At 74.9% G+C, this 21,378-nt stretch carries 16 protein-coding genes; 7 read left to right on the top strand and 9 right to left on the bottom strand.

Annotated elements, in window-relative coordinates; all coding sequences use genetic code 11:
- Nucleotide 1: 1 nt before the first annotated feature.
- Nucleotides 2-1,429 (bottom strand): MFS transporter, encoded by a 1,428-nt coding sequence (locus tag ABT299_RS14875; protein ID WP_500251094.1) that lies wholly within the window; start codon nucleotides 1,427-1,429, stop codon nucleotides 2-4.
- Nucleotides 1,426-2,163 (bottom strand): pyridoxamine 5'-phosphate oxidase, encoded by a 738-nt coding sequence (pdxH, locus tag ABT299_RS14870; protein ID WP_347256842.1) that lies wholly within the window; start codon nucleotides 2,161-2,163, stop codon nucleotides 1,426-1,428. The genes ABT299_RS14875 and pdxH overlap by 4 nt, the downstream gene beginning before the upstream one ends.
- Nucleotides 2,164-2,289: 126 nt before the next feature.
- On the opposite strand from pdxH, the gene ABT299_RS14865 reads away from it, so the two are divergent.
- Nucleotides 2,290-3,399: a citrate synthase 2 gene (locus ABT299_RS14865; RefSeq protein ID WP_190860304.1), complete on the top strand. Its 1,110-nt coding sequence runs from the start codon at nucleotides 2,290-2,292 to the stop codon at nucleotides 3,397-3,399.
- A 142-nt stretch (nucleotides 3,400-3,541) separates the two neighbouring features.
- On the opposite strand, the gene ABT299_RS14860 is transcribed toward ABT299_RS14865, so the two are convergent.
- The gene (locus ABT299_RS14860; protein WP_500251093.1) at nucleotides 3,542-6,433 is read right to left on the bottom strand and encodes an ABC transporter substrate-binding protein; all 2,892 of its coding nucleotides are present in this window, start codon (nucleotides 6,431-6,433) and stop codon (nucleotides 3,542-3,544) included.
- A gap of 206 nt (nucleotides 6,434-6,639) precedes the next feature.
- Between ABT299_RS14860 and ABT299_RS14855 the strand changes: the two genes are divergently transcribed.
- Both ABT299_RS14855 and serC read left to right on the top strand, forming a co-directional pair.
- Complete coding sequence (locus ABT299_RS14855) at nucleotides 6,640-6,975, top strand: hypothetical protein (protein WP_500251092.1); 336 nt, start codon at nucleotides 6,640-6,642, stop codon at nucleotides 6,973-6,975.
- 10 nt (nucleotides 6,976-6,985) lie between these two features.
- Complete coding sequence (gene serC / locus ABT299_RS14850; RefSeq protein ID WP_387027521.1) at nucleotides 6,986-8,125, top strand: phosphoserine transaminase; 1,140 nt, start codon at nucleotides 6,986-6,988, stop codon at nucleotides 8,123-8,125.
- A gap of 214 nt (nucleotides 8,126-8,339) precedes the next feature.
- Here serC and ABT299_RS14845 read toward each other — a convergent pair whose 3' ends face one another.
- Entirely contained in the window at nucleotides 8,340-9,245 is a 906-nt protein-coding gene (locus ABT299_RS14845) for a class II glutamine amidotransferase (protein ID WP_500251091.1), read from the bottom strand.
- Nucleotides 9,246-9,467: 222 nt separating this feature from the next.
- Between ABT299_RS14845 and ABT299_RS14840 the strand changes: the two genes are divergently transcribed.
- Nucleotides 9,468-10,505 (top strand): hypothetical protein, encoded by a 1,038-nt coding sequence (locus tag ABT299_RS14840; protein WP_387027518.1) that lies wholly within the window; start codon nucleotides 9,468-9,470, stop codon nucleotides 10,503-10,505.
- Between the two features lie 478 nt (nucleotides 10,506-10,983).
- Entirely contained in the window at nucleotides 10,984-13,182 is a 2,199-nt protein-coding gene (locus tag ABT299_RS14835) for a hypothetical protein (RefSeq protein ID WP_500251090.1), read from the top strand.
- Here the strand turns inward: ABT299_RS14835 and thpR are convergent.
- The 3 genes from thpR to ABT299_RS14820 all read right to left on the bottom strand — a co-directional run bounded on the left by thpR (nucleotide 13,119) and on the right by ABT299_RS14820 (nucleotide 16,262).
- On the bottom strand, nucleotides 13,119-13,742 hold the full coding sequence (thpR, locus tag ABT299_RS14830) for an RNA 2',3'-cyclic phosphodiesterase (RefSeq protein WP_190860288.1): 624 nt from the start codon (nucleotides 13,740-13,742) through the stop codon (nucleotides 13,119-13,121). The two genes, ABT299_RS14835 and thpR, sit on opposite strands and share 64 nt — an antisense overlap.
- 181 nt (nucleotides 13,743-13,923) lie before the next feature.
- On the bottom strand, nucleotides 13,924-15,165 hold the full coding sequence (locus ABT299_RS14825; RefSeq protein WP_190868497.1) for an MFS transporter: 1,242 nt from the start codon (nucleotides 15,163-15,165) through the stop codon (nucleotides 13,924-13,926).
- Nucleotides 15,166-15,794: 629 nt separating this feature from the next.
- Complete coding sequence (locus ABT299_RS14820; protein WP_500251089.1) at nucleotides 15,795-16,262, bottom strand: MarR family winged helix-turn-helix transcriptional regulator; 468 nt, start codon at nucleotides 16,260-16,262, stop codon at nucleotides 15,795-15,797.
- A 109-nt stretch (nucleotides 16,263-16,371) separates the two neighbouring features.
- Between ABT299_RS14820 and ABT299_RS14815 the strand changes: the two genes are divergently transcribed.
- Together ABT299_RS14815 and ABT299_RS14810 are read left to right on the top strand one after the other, a co-directional pair.
- A complete protein-coding gene (locus ABT299_RS14815) occupies nucleotides 16,372-16,935 on the top strand; it encodes a TetR-like C-terminal domain-containing protein (RefSeq protein WP_190868485.1) in 564 nt (187 codons plus the stop codon).
- A 37-nt stretch (nucleotides 16,936-16,972) separates the two neighbouring features.
- Complete coding sequence (locus ABT299_RS14810) at nucleotides 16,973-17,368, top strand: DUF2530 domain-containing protein (RefSeq protein WP_500251088.1); 396 nt, start codon at nucleotides 16,973-16,975, stop codon at nucleotides 17,366-17,368.
- 60 nt (nucleotides 17,369-17,428) lie between these two features.
- Here ABT299_RS14810 and ABT299_RS14805 read toward each other — a convergent pair whose 3' ends face one another.
- Nucleotides 17,429-20,419 (bottom strand): sacsin N-terminal ATP-binding-like domain-containing protein, encoded by a 2,991-nt coding sequence (locus tag ABT299_RS14805; RefSeq protein WP_500251087.1) that lies wholly within the window; start codon nucleotides 20,417-20,419, stop codon nucleotides 17,429-17,431.
- A gap of 67 nt (nucleotides 20,420-20,486) precedes the next feature.
- A complete protein-coding gene (locus ABT299_RS14800) occupies nucleotides 20,487-21,233 on the bottom strand; it encodes a DUF3027 domain-containing protein (protein ID WP_347257156.1) in 747 nt (248 codons plus the stop codon).
- Between the last annotated feature and the right edge of the window lie 145 nt (nucleotides 21,234-21,378).

The following is a 21,378-nucleotide window of genomic DNA, read 5'->3' as shown; positions in this document are numbered from 1 at the left end:
CTCAGGTCGGCTCGGCTTGGGCGGTGCGGGTGTCGTAGCGGAGGAGCGCGGGGACGAGCAGGGCGACCGCGACCACCAGGACGGCGCAGGCGATGCCGCCGCCCACCCAGGACGCGGTGGCGCCGGCGACGCTCGCGACCGCGCCCGCCCGCACGTCGCCGAGCCGGGGACCGCCCGCGACGACGACGGTGAACACGCCCTGAAGGCGGCCGCGCATCTCGTCGGGCGCGTACGTCTGGAGCATCGTCTGGCGGAACACCGACGACACCAGGTCGGCGCCGCCGCCGACGGCGAGTAGCAGCACCGCCAGCCACAGCTGGTGCGCCAGGCCCGCGGCGGCCACGGCGAGGCCCCACACCACGATCGACGCCACCAGCGCGATCCCCTGCCGGTGCACGCGGCCGATCCAGCCGGAGATCAGCCCGCCGAGGAACGCGCCGACCGCGATCGCGGCGAACAGGTAGCCGACCGCGCCCTCGCCGCCGAACCGGGTCTCGGCCAGTTCGGGGAACAGCGCGCGCGGCATCGCGACGCCCATCGCGATGATGTCGACGACGAACGACATCAGCAGCACCGGCTGGGTGCCGAGGTAGCGCAGCCCGTCGATCACCGACCGCAGCCCGGGCGTGCCGGCGACCTCGCCGAGCGGCGGGATCGACGGCAGCCGCAGCGCCGCCCACAGCCCGACGGTGAACAGCACCGCGTCCATCCCGTAGGCGGCGCCGTAGCTCCAGCGGGCGAGGATCACGCCGGCGAACAGCGGTCCGGCGAGCATCCCGACCTGGCTGGCGGTGAAGTTCAGCGTGTTGGCGGCCGGGACGAGGGACTTGTCCACCAGCCGCGGGATGATCGCGCTGCGGGTCGGCGACGACACCGCGAACCCGGTCGCCTGCACCGCCACCACCACCATGATCAGCAGGAGGCTGTCCAGGTGCAGCAGCGCCTGGGCGAGCAGCAGCAGCGTGGCGCCCCACATCACGCAGGACGAGGAGAACAGCAGCTTGCGCCGGTCCATGTGGTCGGCGACCGCGCCGCCCCACAGCCCGAACACGATCAGCGGGACGAGGTTGACGAGCCCGAGCACGCCGACCCAGAACGACGACCCGGTCATGTCGTAGACCTGGACCGGCACCGCCACCGCCGTGACCTGGAAGCCGACGAACGACACGCCCTGCCCGAGCCACAGCCGCCGGTACGGGGGGTGGCCGAGGGGGCGGGTGTCGATCGCGAGCCGCCGGACCATGCCGCGGCCGCGCCTCCCCGACGGGGAGCCGGCTCGCGGCTCTCCGGGTTCCTCCGGTTCCTCGGGTTCCTCCGGTTCCTCGGGTCGGCTCTCGGGCTCGTCGGCGGACGCGTCGGGGGCGTCCGCGGCTCCCTCCCCCGGGATGTCAGGAGCGTAGGCGGGGGGTGGCTGCTGTTCCGATGTCACGGAGACAGTCTCTCCGTCACCCACCTCCCGGCCGCGTCCGGGTCCGCGTCCAGGGGGCGGCCCTGATCGTCCAGCGCCGTCCGCCGGTACCGGATGCGGTCGTGCAGCCGGTCGCGCCTCCCCTGCCAGAACTCGATGCTCTCCGGGACGACCCGGAACCCGCCCCAGAAGTCCGGCAGCGGCACCGCGTCCCCCTCCGCGACCGCGTCGCCGCCCGGCGCGGTGGCCGGATCCGGCCACCGCTCGGCGAGTTCGGCGAACCGCCGCTCCAGCACCGACCGGTCCGCGATCACCCCGGACTGGTGCTCGCTCGCCCACGCGCCGATCCGCGACCCGTAGGGCCGGGTCCGGAAGTACGCCTCCGACTCGTCCGGGGACAGGGCGAAGACCGGACCGGCGACGCGCACCTGCCGGTGCATCGCGTGCCACGGGAAGACGAGCGCCGCGCGCGGGTTCTCCGCCAGGTCGCGGCCCTTGGCGGAGGTGAGGTTGGTGAAGAAGCGGAAGCCGTGCGGCCCGTACCCCTTCAGCAGCACCGTCCGGGCGCTCGGGACGCCGTCCGCGGACGCCGTGGCCAGCACCATCGCGTTCGGTTCCGGGAGCCCGGCGGCGTGCACGTCGGCGAACCACGCGGCGAACAGCGCGAGCGGATCGGCGGGGAGGGCCGCCTCCGCCAGCTCGCCGCCCTCGTAGGACCTGCGGAGCCGTGCGGGGTCGGGTGTTGGGGAATCCACAGCGTCCGAGCCTCTCACCTGGGGATTGTGCATCTCACATGGACCTGGGTACTGGGCGGTAAGGCGGACAGGGTTCAATGGCACGACACCGCCTTATCAACAGTTGGGGACGAAAGGCAGGACGACATGTCCGACTTCAAACCCGGTCTTGAGGGGGTCGTCGCCTTCGAGACCGAGATCGCCGAACCGGACAAGGAGGGCGGCGCCCTCCGCTACCGGGGCGTCGACATCGAGGAGCTCGTCGGCCGCGTCTCCTTCGGCGACGCCTGGGGACTCCTGGTCGACGACAGCTTCGACCCGGGGCTGGCCCCCGCCGACCCGCACGTCCTGCCGGTCACCTCCGGCGACGTCCGGGTGGACGTGCAGAGCGCGCTCCCCACCCTCGCCCCCGCCTACGGGATGAGGCCGCTGCTCGACATCTCCGACGAGCAGGCCCGCGCCGACCTCGCCCGGGTGTCGGTGACCGCGCTGTCGTTCGTCGCCCAGTCGGCGCGCGGCATCGGCGTCCCGATGGTGCCGCAGAGCCGGATCGACGAGGCCTCGACCATCACCGAGCGGTTCATGGTCCGCTGGCGCGGTGAGCCCGACCCGAAGCACGTCCGGGCCATCGACGCGTACTGGGTCTCCGCCGCCGAGCACGGCATGAACGCCTCCACCTTCACCGCCCGCGTCATCGCCTCCACCGGCGCCGACGTGGCGGCGAGCATCTCCGGCGCGATCGGCGCCATGTCGGGCCCGCTGCACGGCGGCGCCCCGGCCCGCGTCCTGCCGATGATCGAGAAGGTCGAGCAGCTCGGCGACGCCCGCAAGGTCGTCACCGACATCCTCGACTCCGGCGACCGGCTGATGGGCTTCGGCCACCGCGTGTACCGCGCCGAGGACCCGCGCGCCCGGGTGCTGCGCCGCACCGCCAAGGAGCTGGACGCGCCGCGCTTCGAGGCCGCGAAGGCCCTGGAGGACGCCGCCCTCGCCGAGCTGCGCGAGCGCCGCCCCGACCGCCCGATCGAGACGAACGTGGAGTTCTGGGCCGCGGTCATCCTGGACTTCGCCGAGGTCCCGACCGCGATGATGCCCGCGATGTTCACCTGCGGCCGGACCGCCGGGTGGGCCGCGCACATCCTGGAGCAGAAGCGCACCGGCCGCCTCGTCCGGCCGAGCGCCCGGTACGTCGGGCCGGGCACCCGGTCGATCGACGACGTCGCCGGAGCGGCGGAGGTCCTCAAGCGCGGTGCTTGATCGCACGGCCGGCTGACGCGCCGGTTCCCCCCTCCCCCCCGCTGAACGCGCCTGAGGCCCCCGGTTCACACGGAACCGGGGGCCTTCGTGCGCCCTCGGCGGGCTCGTGCGGGCTCATGCGCCCTCGGCGGGCTTCGCGCCCTCAGCGGGACGGCTCGGACGGCGCGCCGTCGCCCGCCGGGCAGTCCGCGCGGGCCTGGTGGCCGGTGACGAGCCGCCCGCAGACCTCCTCGACCTCGACGGCGCCGTCCGGGCGGACGGTGGCGAGCAGCACGGGCTTGTCCGGCACCACGTGGCCGTCGGCGCGGCCGGTGAACGCGAGGACGCCGCTCGCCCCGTTCCACAGCGGGCCGTCGCCCGGGTCGTCCAGCGCCGCGAACACGCCGCCCGCGGTCGGCGGCGCCGCCTGCGCGGTGAAGACCTGGCCCGCCACGAACCCGATCATCGAGGCGGCGTCGTAGCTGACGGCGGCGCGGGTCTCCGACGGCCGCAGGTCGCGGGGCGCGTTCTTCCCGATGATCGAGTCGACGGCGCCGGGATAGGCGTTGAAGAACACGTTCCGGCGGTCGCCGACCCACGCGCTCGTCCACGCCTCGTGCGCGGCGAGCGGCATGTAGAACAGCCGGAACGTGGCGACCCGGCCGATCTGCGGCGCGTTGTCGCTGACGTACTTGGCGATCTCGTCGTCGGCCAGGACGAGCTGCCCGCTGGGGCAGGTGTGCTGGAGGACGTCGGTGAAGGTGCGGAACTCGTCCGAGCGGCCCGCGTAGTAGAACAGGTCCGGCGGCTTCCGGCACAGCTCGTGGACGGTCTTGCCGAGGTTCCCCGGGCTGTCGTAGTCGCGGACGACGACCCGCCCGCCCTTCACGTATCCGGTGAAGGCGCTCTTGAAGGACGCGGCCAGGTCCCTGCTGTACAGGTCGTGGGGGTCGGCGTTGTAGATGACGTCCACGGTGCGGGCCCGCTCGCCCCCGACCCGCCCGCGGCTCGCCCAGTAGGCGGCGTGCTGCGCCAGCCGCCGGTTGGGCGGCGCGAGGCGGAAGTAGTACGGGGAGAAGCCCGCGTCGTGGCCGAGCATCCCCGTCTCGTTGTAGCTGTTGGCGGTGCCGACCATCGGCAGCGCGGCCGTCGACAGCACCTTGATCGCGTCCTGGGTCTCGGCCCGGCTCTGCTCGAACCCGACGACCGCGACGACGGACCGGTCCTTCAGCGCCAGGTCGCGGATCTGCCCGGCGACCTGCCGGGCGTGCTGGAACCGGGCGCCCGCGTTCGCGACGAGCACCCGCATCCGCAGGCTCTGGCTGGCCGCGTTGAACTCCTCCTGCGCCATCGCCAGGCCGACCAGCTCGCCCTCGGCGCCGGCGAGCAGGTCGAGCTGCCGGTTCTGGATGGCGGGGTCGGCGGTGATCGGGCCGAGGTAGACGATCGTCGCGTGCGGCTTGCCGGACCGCGCCACCGCGTCGTTCTGCCTCTTCAGCCGCCCGAGCACCGACGACAGCCGGTTGTCGTTGTTCTCGCCGTCGCTGGCCTCGCCGAACTTGAACGACCCGTCGGTGATCCCGACGCACTCGCCGGACGCCGTCCGCTTGATGCCGAACGGCGAGCAGTACCGGTCGACCTGGACGGAGATGACGGTGATCGACGCGGCGGCGACCGCGACCATCGCGATCCACGGCAGCGCCGGATGCGTCAGCCGCGGCCGCCGCCGCACCGGCCGGACGGGCGGGATGTCGCCGCCGGGGTCGCGGGTGATGTCGACGCGCAGTTCCCTGCGCGACCCGAGGACGCCCACGCGCCGCTGCTCGCGCCAGTACCGGTCCCACAGCGCGCGCGCCGCGAACACGCTCTGCGGCTCCCCCGACCACAGGTCGACGCGGACCGCCTGCGCGAGCCGGTCCACCAGCCGGGGCCCGGCCGCTGCGGAAGGGCCGTCCTCGGCGGGGGTGGCCGGGTCGACGCCCGCGGTGACGACCAGCGGATCGAAGCCGGGCGGCGCCGCGCCGGCGCCGCCGTCGGCGCGGACGTGCTCGATGGACTCGATCACCCGCACGCCGGGATGCCCGGGCGCCAGATGCTCGAAGATCAGCACCGGATAGCGGACCCGCGCCCACGCCGCCCGCCGGTAGTCGCGCCGGTAGTTGCGCCGCAGGTCCTCCAGGAACGCCGCGACCAGCAGCAGGTCGAGCTGCTCGGCGTGGTCGTCCGGCTCGACGGGCCGCGGGTCGAACACGTTGAGGGCGAAGCCGAGGAAGCCGGTGGAGTCGCGCTGCAGGTACGGCTGCCCGACGAACCAGCCGAACCGCCGCACCCCGTACCAGCCGCGCGTCCGCGCGACGATCTGCACCGTCACGAACGCCAGCCCGACCACGGCCGCCAGCACCGCGGACGCCAGGTCCAGCGCGGCGGCGGTCCCGGCGCTGATCAGCGCGACGACCGCGACGCCGATCGGCGCGATCTGCTCCAGGAACGACAGGAACGTCGCGGTGCGGCTGCGCGGCTCCTCCAGGTCGCGCAGGACGTCCCGGCCCCGCCGCCGGATCACCCGGTTCAGCTCGCGGCGCCGCGCGTTCTCGTTGTCGCCGACGGGCGGGTGCGTGAGCCGCCGGACGAGCTGGAAGTTCTCCCGCTCCGACGGGGAGGCGTACCGGGGCGGCGACTGGTCGCCGGCCAGCCGGATCTCCCGCAGGTCCCGCAGCCACAGCGCCATCTCCAGCAGCGGGAACCGCAGCGCCGGCTCCCCGCGGGCCCGGCTGCTCGGCTGCGACAGCTCCCGCTTCGCCTCGCGCAGCACGCCCGCGACGTCCGTGGCGGGGGTGTCGGCCGCGATGTGCGAGACGGGCGCGCGCTCCTGCTCGCACCGGTTCTTGAACATCTCCGCGACGTGCGCGGCGGGCCCCGCCGGGCCGAGCAGCAGGAGCAGCGGCCGCAGCCGCTCCCGCCAGCGCCACGGCGGCCGCTCGCGCAGCCGTTCGAACAGGTCGAGCACTCCGCGCAGCCGATCCTCCGACAGGATCCGGTCGCCGTCGCCCGGCATGGGAAACCCCTCGCTCTCGCCCTCGTCCCCCGGCGGCTCCTCTTCTCGGCACGCGCCTCCCGCGCGCGCCCTCGAGTCATTGGACGTCGTGTATAGCGAAATGGATCGAAAATTTCCGAGATACACCCGACGTTCGTGGTAATTCGGCCACGGTCCCCGACCTGCGGCGTACCGCGCACCGGGACCCGTTTGCCATCATGGGCACCATGACCGAGGACCCGGACGAGCCGCTGGAAGGCGACATCGGACCCGCCGCCCGCGCCGTCCGCCCCGCCGAGCCGGAGCCCGACCCGGCCGACGAGATGCGCCGGTACGCGGCGGAACGCGAGGAACGCCGCCGCCACACCAACGCCGTCTCCGGCCGCGTCGCCGCCGTCCTCGGCGCCGCGCTGCTCGCGTTCCTCACCTACGACGCCGTCCGCGCCGCCGTGGACGACCACGCCCACGGCCGCGACTGGATCTATCCGCCGGGGGTCGTCGCGGCTGTCTGCGGAGTGATGCTGGTGGCCCTGCTTACCTGGGTCGTACACCGCACCAAGTAGCCTTCTGCGAGTGACCGAAAGCGCGAATCCAGCCATAGCCATTCCCGCCGACATCAAGCCCGCCGACGGCCGCTTCGGATGCGGTCCGTCCAAGGTCCGTCCCGAGCAGCTCGCCGCGCTCGCCGAGTCCGGCTCGACGTACATGGGCACCTCCCACCGGCAGAAGCCGGTCAAGTCCCTCGTCGGCCGGGTCCGCGAGGGCCTGGCGCAGCTGTTCTCCCTCCCCGAGGGCTACGAGGTCCTGCTCAGCAACGGCGGCACCACCGCGTTCTGGGACGCCGCCGCGTTCGGTCTCGTCCGGCAGCGGTCGCAGCACCTGACGTTCGGTGAGTTCTCCAGCAAGTTCGCCAAGGTCACCACGGGCGCGCCTTGGCTGGGGAACCCGACGGTCATCGAGAGCCCGGCCGGCCAGCACCCGGAGGCGTCCGCCGAGGAGGACGTCGACGTCTACGCGCTCACCCACAACGAGACCTCGACCGGCGTCGCCATGCCGATCAAGCGTCCCGCCGGCACCACCGCGCGCGACGGCCTCGTCCTGGTGGACGCCACGTCCGGCGCCGGCGGCCTGCCCGTCGACGTCACCGAGACCGACGTCTACTACTTCGCGCCGCAGAAGTGCTTCGCCGCCGACGGCGGCCTGTGGGTCGCGCTCGCCTCGCCCGCCGCGCTGGAGCGGATCGACGAGATCGCCTCGTCCGACCGCTACGTGCCGGAGTTCTTCAACCTGAAGACCGTCCGGGACAACTCGTCCAAGGACCAGACCTACAACACCCCGGCCGTCGCCACGCTGATCCTGCTCGCCGAGCAGATCGAGTGGATGAACGGGCAGGGCGGCCTGGACTGGACGACGTCCCGCACCGCCGACTCCTCGCAGCGCCTGTACACCTGGGCCGAGAAGACCTCGTACACGACGCCGTTCGTGACCGACCCCGAGCAGCGCTCGCAGGTCGTCGGCACGATCGACTTCAACGACGACGTCGACGCGGCGGCCGTCGCCAAGGTGCTGCGCGCCAACGGGATCGTCGACACCGAGCCGTACCGCAAGCTCGGCCGCAACCAGCTGCGGATCGGCATGTTCCCGGCGATCGACCCGTCCGACGTCGAAGCCCTCACCGCGTGCATCGACTACGTGGTGGAACGCCTGTCCTAATTGCATTGCCCTTGGCGGTCGGGCCCTGGGGGCCCTCCCTTCGGCGGGCAATGCGTGCGATCGCAGCATCGCTCCGACTCGCCCTGGGGGCTCGCTGCGCGATCGGATTCTCGCAAGCTCGAATCCGGCTTCGCACGCGATCGCGACGGCTCAGGTCGCCGCGTGGCCGGGCCGTCGGCCGAGGTCGCTTGACCCTGGGGCTTCGGCTCCGGGGTCAGGCGACGGGGGTCAGGGCCGGGGAGTCCGGGGTGACCAGGCGGTGCCGGAGGGTGGCGCGGTCGCGGGCGCGGTCGGCCTCGGTGAAGCCCGTCCAGACCCGGTCGTCGTGGTCCGCGGGCCGCGCCGTCGGGACGAACGAGGCCGCGGCCAGCACCTGCGGCCGGTCGCGGCGCCCGGGCGCGCGCTCGGTGCCGACCCGCATGTAGGTGCCCTCGCGGAGCATGACGATCGTCGCGAACCGGACCCGCGTGTACCGCTGCACCACCCGGAACCAGCGCGGGTTCGACGCCCAGTAGATGTTCTGCTCGGAGTCCACGGCGACGGCGAGCGGGCTCAGCGCGGCCCGCGCCAGGTGCACCTGGGTCGGACGGTCGCGGTCCACCCACGCGAGCGCGGCCCGTCCGACGAGCGCCTCCAGGACCTCGGTGACCCCGGACGACCCGCCCCGCCCGGCGAGCACCTGGAGGATCGCCTCGCTGTCGGTCCCGCCGGACGGGGCGGGCGGCCCGAACCGGGCCCGCAGCGCCCCGGCGTCGACGTCGCCGTTGTGCGTCCCGACGATGCCCGCGGACTTCGGTCCCGGCCCGGCGACCAGCATCGGGGCGGCGTTCGCCGCGTCCGCCGGGGACCCCTGCGTCGCCCAGCGGGTGTGGCCCATCGCGACCGGCGCCCGGTCCAGCTCGGCGAGCAGCTCGGTGCGCCAGACGGCGGAGAACCGGCCGCGGCCCTTCACCACCCGGCACCCGGCGTGCCCGAGGCCCGGCCAGCCCCCGAGCAGCGCCACCCCCGCCGAGTCCGTGCCGCGCTCCTCCGCGAGCGAGCCCAAGGTCACGAACACGTCCGACGCCCGTCCCGGGTCGTCGGCGAAGGGCGAGCGCACCAGCCCGAACAAACCGCACATGCCAGATGAGATGCAGATCATCGCCGTCCGGTTCGCGCCGCGCACGGCGCCGCATAAGCTCAATGCGTGAACCGCGCGCCCCAATGGCTGCTCCCCACCGTGCTGACCGCGCTGATCCTGGCCGTGGTCATCGGAGCACTGCTGCGTTGACCGCCGGGGCACTCCCGGCTCGCGGGGCGCGTCGTATGATCGACCGGGCGGGGGAACGGGGTTGATCACGAGATGTCAGTGCGTCCGTCGGCCCCGCGTGCCCTGCTCGGCGCCACCGCCGCACTCGCCCTCGGCGCCGCCTCCGCCGCCTGCTGGGCCCCGCCCGCCGCGGCCGCGACGGCGTCCGGCGGCACCACGGCCTTCACGATCGGCGACCCGCGGATCACCGAGTCCAGCGGGCTCGCGGCGAGCACGGTCCACCCCGGCATCGTCTACACCCACAACGACTCCGGCGGCGTCCCCAAGATCTACGCGCTGGGCCCGGACGGGCGGGTGCGGGCCGTGCTGACGCTGGGCGGCGCGACGGCGCGCGACTGGGAGGCGATGGCGCTCGGCAAGGACGAGAAGGGCCGCCCCGCGATCTACATGGGCGACATCGGCGACAACCTCGGCGGCGCCTGGCCGTACGTCACCGTCTACCGGATCCCCGAGCCCGCGCAGGTGCGCAGCCAGACGATCCGCGCCACCGCGTTCAGGATCAAGTACGCGGACGGGCCGCGCAACGCCGAGACCCTCATGGTCAACCCGCGCACGAACCGGCTCTACATCGCCAGCAAGCTGTTCGGCGGCGCGATCTACGAGGCGCCGAAGCACCTGCGCACGTCCGGCTACAACGTCATGCACAAGATCGGCAACGCGCCCGCGATCGCGACGGACGGGGCGTTCGCCCCCGATGGCAGCACCTGCGTCATCCGCACCTACTTCGGCGCCCGCATGTACGACGTGACGCCGGACGGCCGCCCCGGCAAGTCGCTCGGCTCGGTGTCGCTGCCGTTCCAGCCGCAGGGCGAGTCGATCACCTACACGCCCGACGGCAGGTACTTCCTGGCCGGTTCCGAAGGCGTCAAGCAGCCCGTCTACAAGGTCCCGGTGCCGGGCGCGGACAAGGCCGGCGCCTCACCGTCGGCCTCCGCGAAGACCGCGAAGAAGGCGGCGAAGGACGACGCCGACCAGGGCCACCGCGACGCCGGCGGCGTCCGGACCGGGCTCTTCGTCGCCCTCGCCATCGCCGCCGCCGTCGGCTACGGACTGTTCCGGAGACGCGGATGACCCGTGCGACCTCCGCGACCGGTGCGGCGCGGGCGGCCGGCCGCGACCTGACCGTCCGGCCACGGTCTGCTCCGCGAACCCCCGAACCTCTGCGAACCCGGCGCCGCGCTTGCGAGAATCCCATCGCGAAGCGAGCCGAAGCGTCCCCCACGTTCGCCCCGTTGCCCGCCGAAGGAGGGCGCCGCATGCCGCAGGGTGACACGCCCCGGAAGCCCCCGACCGGACCGCCGCCGGCGACCGCCGCCGGCGGCCCGAACCCCCGCCACGGCCCGACCCCCCACCACGGCCCGAAGCCCGGCCACGGCCCGAAGCCCGGCCCGCGCGGACCCGAGCGTTGCGATCGCGTGCGAAGCCAAGTTCGAGCTTGCGAGAACTTGATCGCGCAGCGAGCCCCCAGGGCGAGTCGAAGCGATGCAGCGATCGCCGCATTGCCCGTGGAAGGGAGGGCCTCCAAGGCCCGACCGCCGAGGGCAATCCAATGAGCACCGAGCTCGTCGGGCTCTCGGGGGCCGGGGGACGGTGGCGGCCGGTGGCGGCGGGGCCGTTCGCGCTGCTGGCGGTCGCGCTGGCGCTGCTGCCGATCCGGCCCGTGTGGCTGTGGGCGCTGCTGATCGCGGCGGTGTCGGCGTTCCCGTGGCTGCTCGGCGCGGCGCCGGAGGCGCGCCGCCGGCGGCCCCGGCCGTACTGGCGGCTGTCGGCGGCGGGGCTGGAGCGGATCGGCAAGGGCGGGCTGGTGATGGTCCGCTACGAGCGGGACCGCATCGACGGGCTCGCGATCACGACCGGCGACGGCATGCTGACAGTCTTCCACCGGTTCGGGCGGACCGCGGTCGGCGGGCTGACGGCGATGGGGCTGGAGCCGCTGGCGCTGTTCGTGACGGCGCGCCGGCTCGGCATCCCGATGCACGTGCTGGACGGCGAGGCGAGCGACCTGCTCGATCCCGCGCTGGACGAGGCGCTGCGGCACCAGGGGCCGGACGGGGACGTGCCCGGTCCCGGATTCTCGGCGCCCGGGCCGCTGCCGCGCGACCACGCCGCGGAGAAGCGGCTGCTGGACCAGGAGGCGGCGCTGCTCGCGGCCGTGCACGAGCCGCCGCGTCCGAAGGACGGGGCGGGCGGCGCGGCGCCGGAGCGCGGCGAGCTCCGGCTCGACACGCCGGACCCGCTGCCGGGGCGGCGCCGCGTCGCGCTGCTCGGCACGCTCACCGGCGTGCTCGGCGCGATCATGATCGTGCGGATCGCGGTGCAGGGCGCGGGCGGGTTCGAGGCGCGGCTGGCCGCGGGATGCTGGGCGCTCGCCGCGATCACCGGGGTGCTGGCGGCGCGGCGGCGGCTGCTGCGCGCCGCCCGGGTGCACTGGACGATCACGGCGGAGCGGCTGCTGGTGCGGGCCCGGCCGGGCCGCCGCCAGCTGCAGGACCTGCCGTCCGGGAAGGTCGCGGCGGTCGTGGTGGGGCCGGGGCTGCGGCTGGACCCGCTGAGCGGCGAGCCGCGCCGCGCGGAGCTCGCGGCGCTGGCGTTCGGGCACCGGCTGGAGCTGGTCGCGCGGCTGCCCGCGCACGGCCTGGACGGCTTCCAGCTCGCGCACGCGCTCGACGACCACGGCTACCACGTGATCACGCCGGGGGCGCGGCCGCCGCGCCGTCCCGAGTACGGGCTGGAGGGGCTGCCGGACATCTTCGCGCAGGTCCCGGGCGGCCGGCTGGTCGTCGCGGACGGCGGGCTCGGCTGGGCGGACGCGGCCGGCGACGTGGTGCTGAAGATGCCGGAGGACCGGATCGGCGGCATCGAGCTGCTGACGATCGCCGGGCACGCGTGGGTGCGGCTGTACGACGCCGACGGCGACGAGTTCTTCGCCGCGCCGCTGTCGGCGCTGCGGATCTCCCGCACGGACCTGCGCGAGTCGGCCCGGAAGGCGGGCCTGCCGGTGAACGACGCGGAGTACGACGCCTATCTCAGCGCCGCGTTCCATTCGGCGATGTCGACGCTGGCGGCGCCGGAGCCGGAGACCCGCGCGACGGCGCCGCTGTCCGCGCCGGGCGCGGCGTCCGACGGGTCCGAGGGGCCTGACGGGTCCGGGGCGCCTGAGGGGTCCGGGGCGCCGGAGGGCGCGCGGGACCCGCTCCGGACGTCCGGCGGGCTCCCCGGCGAGCCGGACTTCGCGTTCACGGCGCCGGAGCCGCCGAGCCCGGTGACCGCCCCCGGCGCGCTACTGGACGCGACGCGCCGCTCCCGCGTCGGCACGTACGGGATGAGCGTCCTGCTGTGCGAGGCGGTCGCGCTGATCGGCGCGGTGTGGCTCGGCCCCGACCTCGGCGGGTTCGGCACCACGGCGAGCTGGTCGGTGCCCGCCGGGCTGCTGGTCGGCCTCGCGGGCTACTGGCTGTACGACCGGAACCGCTCGCAGCTGCGCGTGTCGTCCGCCGGGCTGGCGGTCGTGACGCGGCGCGGCCGGGTCGAGTGGGACCTCGCCCGGGACCGCATCGGCGGCGTCGGCATCGACGAGTCGACCGAGCGGCTGCCGCGGCTGGTCGTCTGGGGGCCCTCAGGACGCGTCCTGCGGCAGGTGACGTTCCCGCCCGACCTGGAGGAGCTCCGCCGCGCCTGCGAGCGCTACGGCGTCCCCTGGGGCCCGCCGGACGCCGACCGGCCCGCGCCTCCGCCGCCGGAGCTGTAGCGCAGCGACCAGGTCTTCAGCGGCTCGTAGGTCAGCTGGTCGTACTGCTTGCCGGGCAGGTGGCTGCACATCAGCTGGACGGCGTCGGCCGTCCACGAGCCGGTCGCGAACGCCGACAGCGCCTCCATCAGCGGCCGCACGTCGATCGGCTGCCGGGACCGGGCGAGGGTCATGTGCGGCCGGAACGAGCGGTGCTTGTCGGGCGGCGTCCCCGCGCGGCGTCCCGCGGCGGCGACGGACGCGGCGAGCCGGGCCAGGCCGCGCCGGTCGCCGTACAGGCCCGTCCACAGGACGCGGGCGTGCGCGCCGTTGCTCGGGAACGCGCCGCCGCCGGCCAGGGACAGCGTCATCCGCTCGTGCCGCCGGGCGGCGCGCTCCAGCCGGGGCAGGAGCCGGTCGACGGTGCGGTCGTCGCACTCGCCGAGGAAGGCCAGCGTGACGTGGAGCAGCTCCCGCCGGATCCACTTCAGCTCGGGGACGTCGTCCTTGTGCGGAAGGACGGCCTCCTCGAGCTCGTCCAGGATGTCCGGTGGCGGTACGAGCGCCACGAAGAGCCTCATGGGAACGTCCGGAGAGCCACCACTTCAGCTTTCCAGCAGACGGCACCCGTTGTCACGCGGTTGCGCAGCGCCATCGGCGCCGGTTGGCACAGCGCCATCGGCGCCCGGTTGGCACAGCGCCGCAGGGCGGCTGGCCGTGGCGCCCCGCCGGCGGCCCGTGGCGCGCCGCCGGCGCGGGGCGTCAGCGGCCGGCGGCCGGGACGCGGGCCAGCCGCGCCAGCGCGGGCCTGATCGAGCCGCGCGGCGCCGCGAGCGCCGCCACGACGACCGCGATGGCCATCGAGACCAGCCCGCCGAGCACGATGCTCAGCCGGGGCCCGAAGTGCTCGGCCATCCAGCCGACGGTGGGCGCGCCGAGCGGGTTGGTCCCCATGAAGACGAACATGTAGAGGCCCATCACGCGGCCGCGCATCTCGGGCTGGACGCCGAGCTGCATCGTCGCGTTCGCCGACGTGGTGAAGGTCATCAGCGCGATCCCGGCCGGGACGAGCAGCACCAGGAACGACCAGTACGTGGGGGCGAGCCCGGCGGCGGTCTCCATCACGCCGAACGTCATCGCGGCGAGGATCAGCAGCCGGAGCCGGGGCCTGGTCGAGCGCCGCGCCGCCAGCAGGGCGCCGGTCAGCGCACCGAGCGCCAGCATGCTGGACGCGAGGCCGAACGAGGACGCGCCGGTGTGGAAGACCTCCTTGGCGACCAGCGCGGTCGTCATCTGGAAGTTCATGCCGAACGTCGCGACGAACCCGACCATCACCAGGACGAGGACCAGGTCGCGGCGCCCCCGGACGTACCGCAGCCCCTCGCGGAGCTGCCCCTTGGCGCGCTTGACGGTGCCGGAGTCGTGCAGCTCGCTCTCGCGCATCGCGTACAGGCCGAGCAGGACGGCGCCGAACGACGCGGCGTTCACCAGGAACACCGGGCCGGTGCCGATGACGGCGATCAGCACGCCGGCGACGGCGGGGCCGAGCAGCCGGGCGCCGTTGAAGGTGGCGCTGTTCAGCGCGATCGCGTTCGGCAGGTCGCGCTTGCCGACCATCTCGATCACGAACGACTGGCGGGTGGGGTTGTCGACGACGGTGGCGAGGCCGAGCCCGAACGCCAGCAGGTACACGTGCCAGACCTGCGCGTTGCCGGTGACGGTGAGGACGCCGAGGATCAGCGCGAGCGCGCCCATCGACACCTGCGTCATCATCAGGACGCGGCGCTTGCGGTAGCGGTCGGCGATCACGCCGCCCCACAGGCCGAACAGCAGCAGCGGCAGGAACTGAAGGCCGGTGGTGATGCCGAGCGCGGTGCCGTTGTTGTGGGCGAGGTCGAGGACGAGCCAGTCCTGCGCGACGCGCTGCATCCAGGTGCCGGTGTTGGAGACGACCTGGCCCATGGCGTACAGGCGGTAGTTCCGGGTCCGGAGGGACCGGAACATGCCGCCGGGCGGGGCTTCCTCGGGGTCTTCCGGCTCGGCGTCCCGGTCGGCGGCCCTGTCGGCGTCCGTGGCCGCGTTCGGGGTGGTGTCCGGGGCTTCGAGGACGGCGTCGGTCTCCTCGGCGGCGACGACGGCGCCTGCGGCCTGGTCCGCCTGATCGGCCTCGGTGGCGGCCCGGTCGGCGGCCTGGTCGGCCTCGCCGGCGGGCGGTCCGGCGGTCGTTTGGACCGCTCCAGCCGGGAGCCCGGCGCGCTCGGCGTGCGGCGGCGGCCCGGCGGCGTCCGGGCGGCCCGCCGGATGGACGGCCGCGTGCGGGGAACGGGCGGGGGTACGGGGGGCGGGACGGCGACGGTGCGCGCGGGGCGCTACGGGGAGCGCGGCCCCGGAGCGGCCGGCCCGCCCGGAGCGCGCCCCGCGCGCCGGGGCACCGTCCGGTTCATCGTGTCCATCGTTAGCAGAAGTCATTATCAAGGCTAACGATAATCGCGCGACCGCTATTCCGGCAACCGGACCGCCTCACGGCACCGGAACCGGCCGCCCGGGACCGGCGGCGGGGCGGCGTCAGGAGCGGCGGCCCAGCGGGGTCGGGAGGGGCGGGATGCGGCAGGGCGGGATGCGGCAGGGCGGGATCAGGAGCGGCTGAGCCTGTCGATGATCGGCGCGGCGCGGCGCAGGATCTCGCGCTCGTCGTCGGTCAGCTCGCCGAGCCGGGTGGACAGCCACGCCTCCTTGCGGCGCCGTTCGGCGCGCAGCAGCGACGAGCCGTCCTCGGTGGCCACCAGCACCACCTGGCGCCCGTCGGTCGGGTGCGGGCTGCGCACCACGAGCCCGCGTTCCTCCAGGTAGGCGATGACGCGCGTCATCGACGGCGGCTGCACCTTCTCGTGGTCGGCCAGCTCGCGGGGCGTCATGGAGCCGTGCCGCTCGATGGCGGCGAGCGCCGCGAACTGGGTGAGCGACAGCGGGTTCGGCCCGCCGTCGGGCGCCGGCGACCGCAGGTGCCGGAGCCGGCGCGACAGCCGCGCGATCGAGATGCGCAGCTCCTCGGCCAGCCCCGGAGGCGAGGCGGTCCGGCCGCCGGTCGGTGGCGTAGTCATCGTCATCGTTCTCCCGTGCTGGTCACCCATGCTGCCACGCCCGCTCCTTGACACGTGCAGCTAACCCTATTAGCTTTTTGGCTATCAAGTAGTCGAAGAAAGGATCGGGATGCCGCGCGCGGGCCTGACGCCGGACGCGGTGGTGGACGCCGCCATCGCCGTCGTGGACGCCGGCGGACCGGGCGCCCTCACGCTCGCCGCGGTCGCCGGAAGGGCCGGGGTCGCGACCCCCTCCCTCTACAAGCATGTCCGCAACCTGGCCGAGTTGCGACAGCTGGTGACCGCGAGAATCCTCGAAGAGCTGGCCGACCGCCTCGGTACCGCCGCCATGGGACGCTCCCGGGACGACGCCGTGGCGGCCATCATGCGCGCCTACCGCGGCTACGTTGTGGAGCACCCTAGCCGTTACGCGTCGCTGGAGCAGTCCGCGGAGCACGGGCGTTTCGCCGAGGCCGCCGCCGAACGCGTCCTCGGCGTCCTCTACGCGGTGCTGCGCGGCTACGGCCTGGACGGCCCGGAGCTCGTCCACGCGACCCGCTGCCTGCGCTCCGCCGTGCACGGCTTCGCCATCCTGGAGGCGGCGGGCGGCTTCGGCCTCCCGGAGGACCTGGAGGCCAGCTACGAGCGGCTGATCACCCTCTTCACCTCGGGCTTCTCCCAGCCCCGGGTGTGACGCCCCTCTCGCCCGCCCGCCGCGTAACCTGATCTCCATGACCCCTCCGCGCCGTCCGGACCCGCCGCCCATGCGGACCAACGACGTCCGCGTGGCCCTCGCGGGCACCGTGGCGTGGGCGATCGCGCTCGTCGTCCTGCTGGTGGCCGGGACGCCGTCCGGGGACCGCTGGTGGCTGTGGGTGTGCGTGACGGGGATCGTGACCGGCCTGTTCGGCATCTGGTACATCCCGCGGCTCCAGGCGGGCCGCGAGCGCCAGGAGGCCGCCCGCGCCGCCCGCCGCGAGGCGGCCGTGGAGGACGCGGCGCTGCCCGCCGATGGCGAGCCCGAGAGGCCCGGGGGGCCCGGGGCCACGCGCCAGGACGCCGTCGCGGAGGCGTCCGAGACCTCGAAGACCTCCAAGACCTCTGAGACGTCCGAGGCGGACGTCTAGAACCCCAGGACGGCTGGAAGCCAGGCCGCCCAGAACTCAAGGACGTCCAGAACCCCGGGGCTAGGGCTCCAGGTCGTCCTCGGCCAGCAGGAGGGGCAGGGCGTCCGGGTCGCGGAGGACGGCCTCGGCGAGGAGCCTGGCCGCCCAGTCCTCGCAGGACCACGCGAGCGCGCGCGCGAGGCCGCCGGTCCCGCTCGCGTGGACTTCGCCGTCCCTCGTCCACCACGGGACGTCCTGGCCGTCCACGATGAGCCGCTCGTGCGCGAGGTAGGTCTCCGGCGCGTGCGGCAGCACCGCCCGGACGGCGTCCGGGACGGGCCGCTTCTCCCCCGCTGTCTCCACCGCGCCGGGCACCTCGTCACCGGCCACGGGCAGGTCGAGCAGTTCGGCGAGCCGCGCGTCCCGTCCCTGCGCGGCGATGACGAGGGGCTGCCCGGCCAGTAGCGGCAGGACGTCGGGGCCGTCCAGGACGAGGGCGTCGGCGGCGTCGACGACCTCGACCACGCCGTCCACCACCGCGCGCACACTTTCGGGCGGCTCTACCGTGACGTCGGCGTCGGCGAGGGCCGTCCATAGACCGCCGAGTTGGACGCGGCTCACGGTGCGTTCCGGATCGCCCATCCGGTCGAGCAGCTCTTGGGCGCCACCGGGTTCGTCCAGCAGATCGGCCAGCGATGTACGGACGCCCAAGGCCAGCAGTAGCTGCTCGTCGAATCCCTCTGGGGCGATGTCGTAGAGCCCTGCGAGCGCGTCGTCGCCTCGGAGGCGGAACTCGCCCGGCCTGCGGCCGTCCAGGATGGGGCGGTGACTCAGCCACCACGCGGTGTAGGACGGGACCACGGCGCGGTGGCCCGTGTACAGGGCGACATGGGCGGGCTCCACGATCGCGGCGCGCCATGGCGGTGCGGCCAGGAGCCGTAGTGCGGCGGGCCAGTCGTCGACCAGTTCCAGATCGCGGACGGCCTGGAACTCCGGCACGTGCGGCGGCAGTTCCTGCGGGCCGATCCGTTCGAGGACGTGGTCGGCCCAGCGGTCCTCGTCGTCGAGTTCGAGCGTCTCGGCCTCGTCCAGCAGGCCGGACAGGTTCACGTCCTCCGCGCGCGCGATGGCGAAGCCGTCCAGCACGCCCGCGGCGGTGAGGGTCTCGGCGCCCCACCGCTCCAGCGTCTCGGGCGCGATGACGCCGAACGGCGCGTCGCCGGCCATCACGGTCCGCAGCGGGCTGTCCGGCAGGAGCAGCTCGCCGGCGGGGTAGAGATCGCCGTCGTCGCCGGGGAGCGCCAGCTCGGCCAGCCACGGCTCCTCGCCGGGGTCGAGCCGGGCCGCCGCGACCAGGCCCAGGACGGCCTCGGCGACGGCGCCGGGGTCGTCGGCGTCGAAGGAGTCCTCCACGGCGGCCCGCACCGCCGGGTCGGCGAGCACCGCCCGCGGGCCCGCCTCGACCGCGCCGAGCCGCAGCAGCAGCGGATGGACGGCGTCGGGATGCACGAACCGCAGCCCGAGCGCGTCGAGGCCCGCCGGATCGACGCCGTCCGCGATCAGCAGGCCGCGCGGTCCGCGCACCAGCCGTCCCGCCTCGCCCGCCAGCGGCACCGGAAGCGCCCCCAGAGCGTCCCTGGCGGCCTCGGTGAGCGCCTCGTACGCCCGATGCCACCAGCGCGGTCCGCGGTCCACAGCGGCCAGCTCGTCCACGACGTCGGCCAGCTCGACGCGGCGGACGCCGAGCGCGGCGAGCGCCGGGCTCCGCGCCGGCCAGCCGGGCGGCAGGAGCCCGCCGACGACGGCCTCCTCGCCGGCGCGCCCCGCCAGGAGGTCCAGGAAGGCGGCGGGCGCGTCCAGCGCCACGGCGTCCCGGCCGCGCATCCGGCGGCCCTCGGGGTCGTCCGGGACGGGGAGAAGCGCCGCTTCCGGCAGGAGTTCGCGGACGGCCCGCCGCAGCCGCGCGTCGAGTTCCCCGGCGCCCACAGGGCCGGGCACCAGATCGAGCAAGCGCGGCTCGGCCGGACGCGCCTTCAGCAGGTCCACGTACGCCTCGGCGGCCCGCGCCACGAGGAAGTCGGTCAAGGGGCCTGGCGCGACATGCCGCCTGTCAGGCGCGAGCGGGAACGACGCTATGAGCAGCGCCGGCAGGTCGAGCCGCTCGTCGCTGGGCGTGGGCGCGTGCACGACGGCGGGCGTACCGTCCGGCAGGCCCTCCTCGGGGAGCGCCCATCGCACCTGCCAGGACGCGCGCGCCCGTTCCTCGACGGGCCGGTCCTCAAGCAGTTCTCCAGGCGTCGCCCCATGCGCCTCGACGGTCCGCCACGCCTGCCCGTCGACGACGACCAGCCCCGGTTGGCGCCGCTCCGCGGTGAGTACCCGGACGTCGCCGCCGATGTCGATCTCGACGGTCTCCAATGCGGGCAGCGCCAGCATCAGCGCCGCGTCCACCTGCTCCAGCTGCCGCCGCACGGAATCGGCCGCGCCCGCCCGCAGCGGCAGCCGGACGACCGTGTCGAACCCGTCCGGGATCTCCGGCGGCGCCTCGGCCTCGAACGGCAGCCGCAGCAGCGGGACCCGGCCCTCCCGCCGCGCCAGCTCGTCCGCGACCCCGGCGAGGCCGCCCGCGAGCGCGCGCGCCCGGTCCTCCGACCATTCGACGCCGCCGGTCCGGGATGTGATCGACGGCTCGGAGGTCACGGCGACGACCGCCGCGAACCCGACGCCGAACCGCCCCACCGCGCCCGCGTCGTCGCGCTTCGCGGACGCCCGCAGCGTGGAGAGGGCCTCGACGCCCGCGGCGTCCAGCGGCGCGCCCGTGTTCGCCGCCGTCAGCACCGCGCCGGCGGGGTCCAGCGACAGCCGCAGCCGCCCGGGGACGGCGGCGCGCAGCGCGGCGTCCGCCGCGTTCTGCGCCAGCTCGATGACCACGCGGTCGCGGTAGCCGCCGAGGGCGTGGTCCTCCTCGGTGTTGGCGTCCTCGCGGAAGCGCGCCGGGGACTCGTCCCAGGCACGCAGGACGCGCTCGCGCAGCACGCGCGTGCCGAACGGGTCCGCGGCCACCTCGGTCACCACCTCGCCGCGCGGGTCGCGGCTCGTCGGAGGGACGGCGCGCGCCCCCGGTCCGGTCTCGTCGCGGTCAGCTGTGCCCGAGCGCCTCGTCGTCCAGCGACCCGGCGTCCTCGCCGGCGGACGGGACGACGTCGTAGCCCAGCTCGTCGATCACCGGCGGGTTGTGCTCGGACGCCGCCGGAAGGTTGACGGCCTCGGAGTGCGCGCCGCAGCCGTGGTCGGCGGACACCACGCGGCCGTCGTCCGGGGCGTACTCGTTGGCGCACACGCCGAACATCTGCCGCAGGCCGCCCGCGAGCGACACGTAGAACCCGCAGGTGGAGCACTGCGCCGGCGCGGACGCCGCGATCGGCGCGCGGGGCCCCGCGACGCCGTCGTACCAGCGGGCGGCGGCCTCGTCGCGGCCCTCGCGGGACAGCACCCGGACCCGGCCGAGGCCGAGCTCCCACTGCGCCTCGCGCTCGACGGACTCGTCGACCTGCGCGTAGCCGGGGGCGAGCCGGACGTCGTCGGGCGCGGTCGGCAGCAGGTCGCCGGGGCCGAGGTCGCCGGGCCGCAGCCGCTCCAGCCACGGCACCCACTGCGGCGCGAGCAGCGCGTCGTCGCCGGGCAGCAGCACGCACTCGCTCACCGTGACGATCTTGGCGCGGGCGGCGCGGGTGACGGTGACGGCCCACTGCCAGCCCGTGTAGGCCGGGTCCAGCGCGGCGAAATAGTGCGTGACCACCCGGTCGCCCTCGGCGCGCAGGCCGAGATGCTCCCCGACCGGCGCGGGACGGGCGGTCTCCTCGGCCGCGGTCCGCGCGAGGTCCACCGCCTCGGCGCAGGCGGGATCGACGGCGGGCGTGCGGGTCCGGCGGGCGGGCCCGGAGGTGGTGCGCGCGGCGGCGGTACGCGCGGGGCTGGACTGACGCGTTGGGCTCACATCTCGATTCTCGCGCATCCCGGGGCATGACCCG

The organism is Spirillospora sp. NPDC000708, assembly GCF_040299565.1.
GTDB lineage: Bacteria > Actinomycetota > Actinomycetes > Streptosporangiales > Streptosporangiaceae > Spirillospora.
Note: the sequence above shows the minus strand (reverse complement) of the source record. Positions and strands in the feature narration are given on the sequence as shown.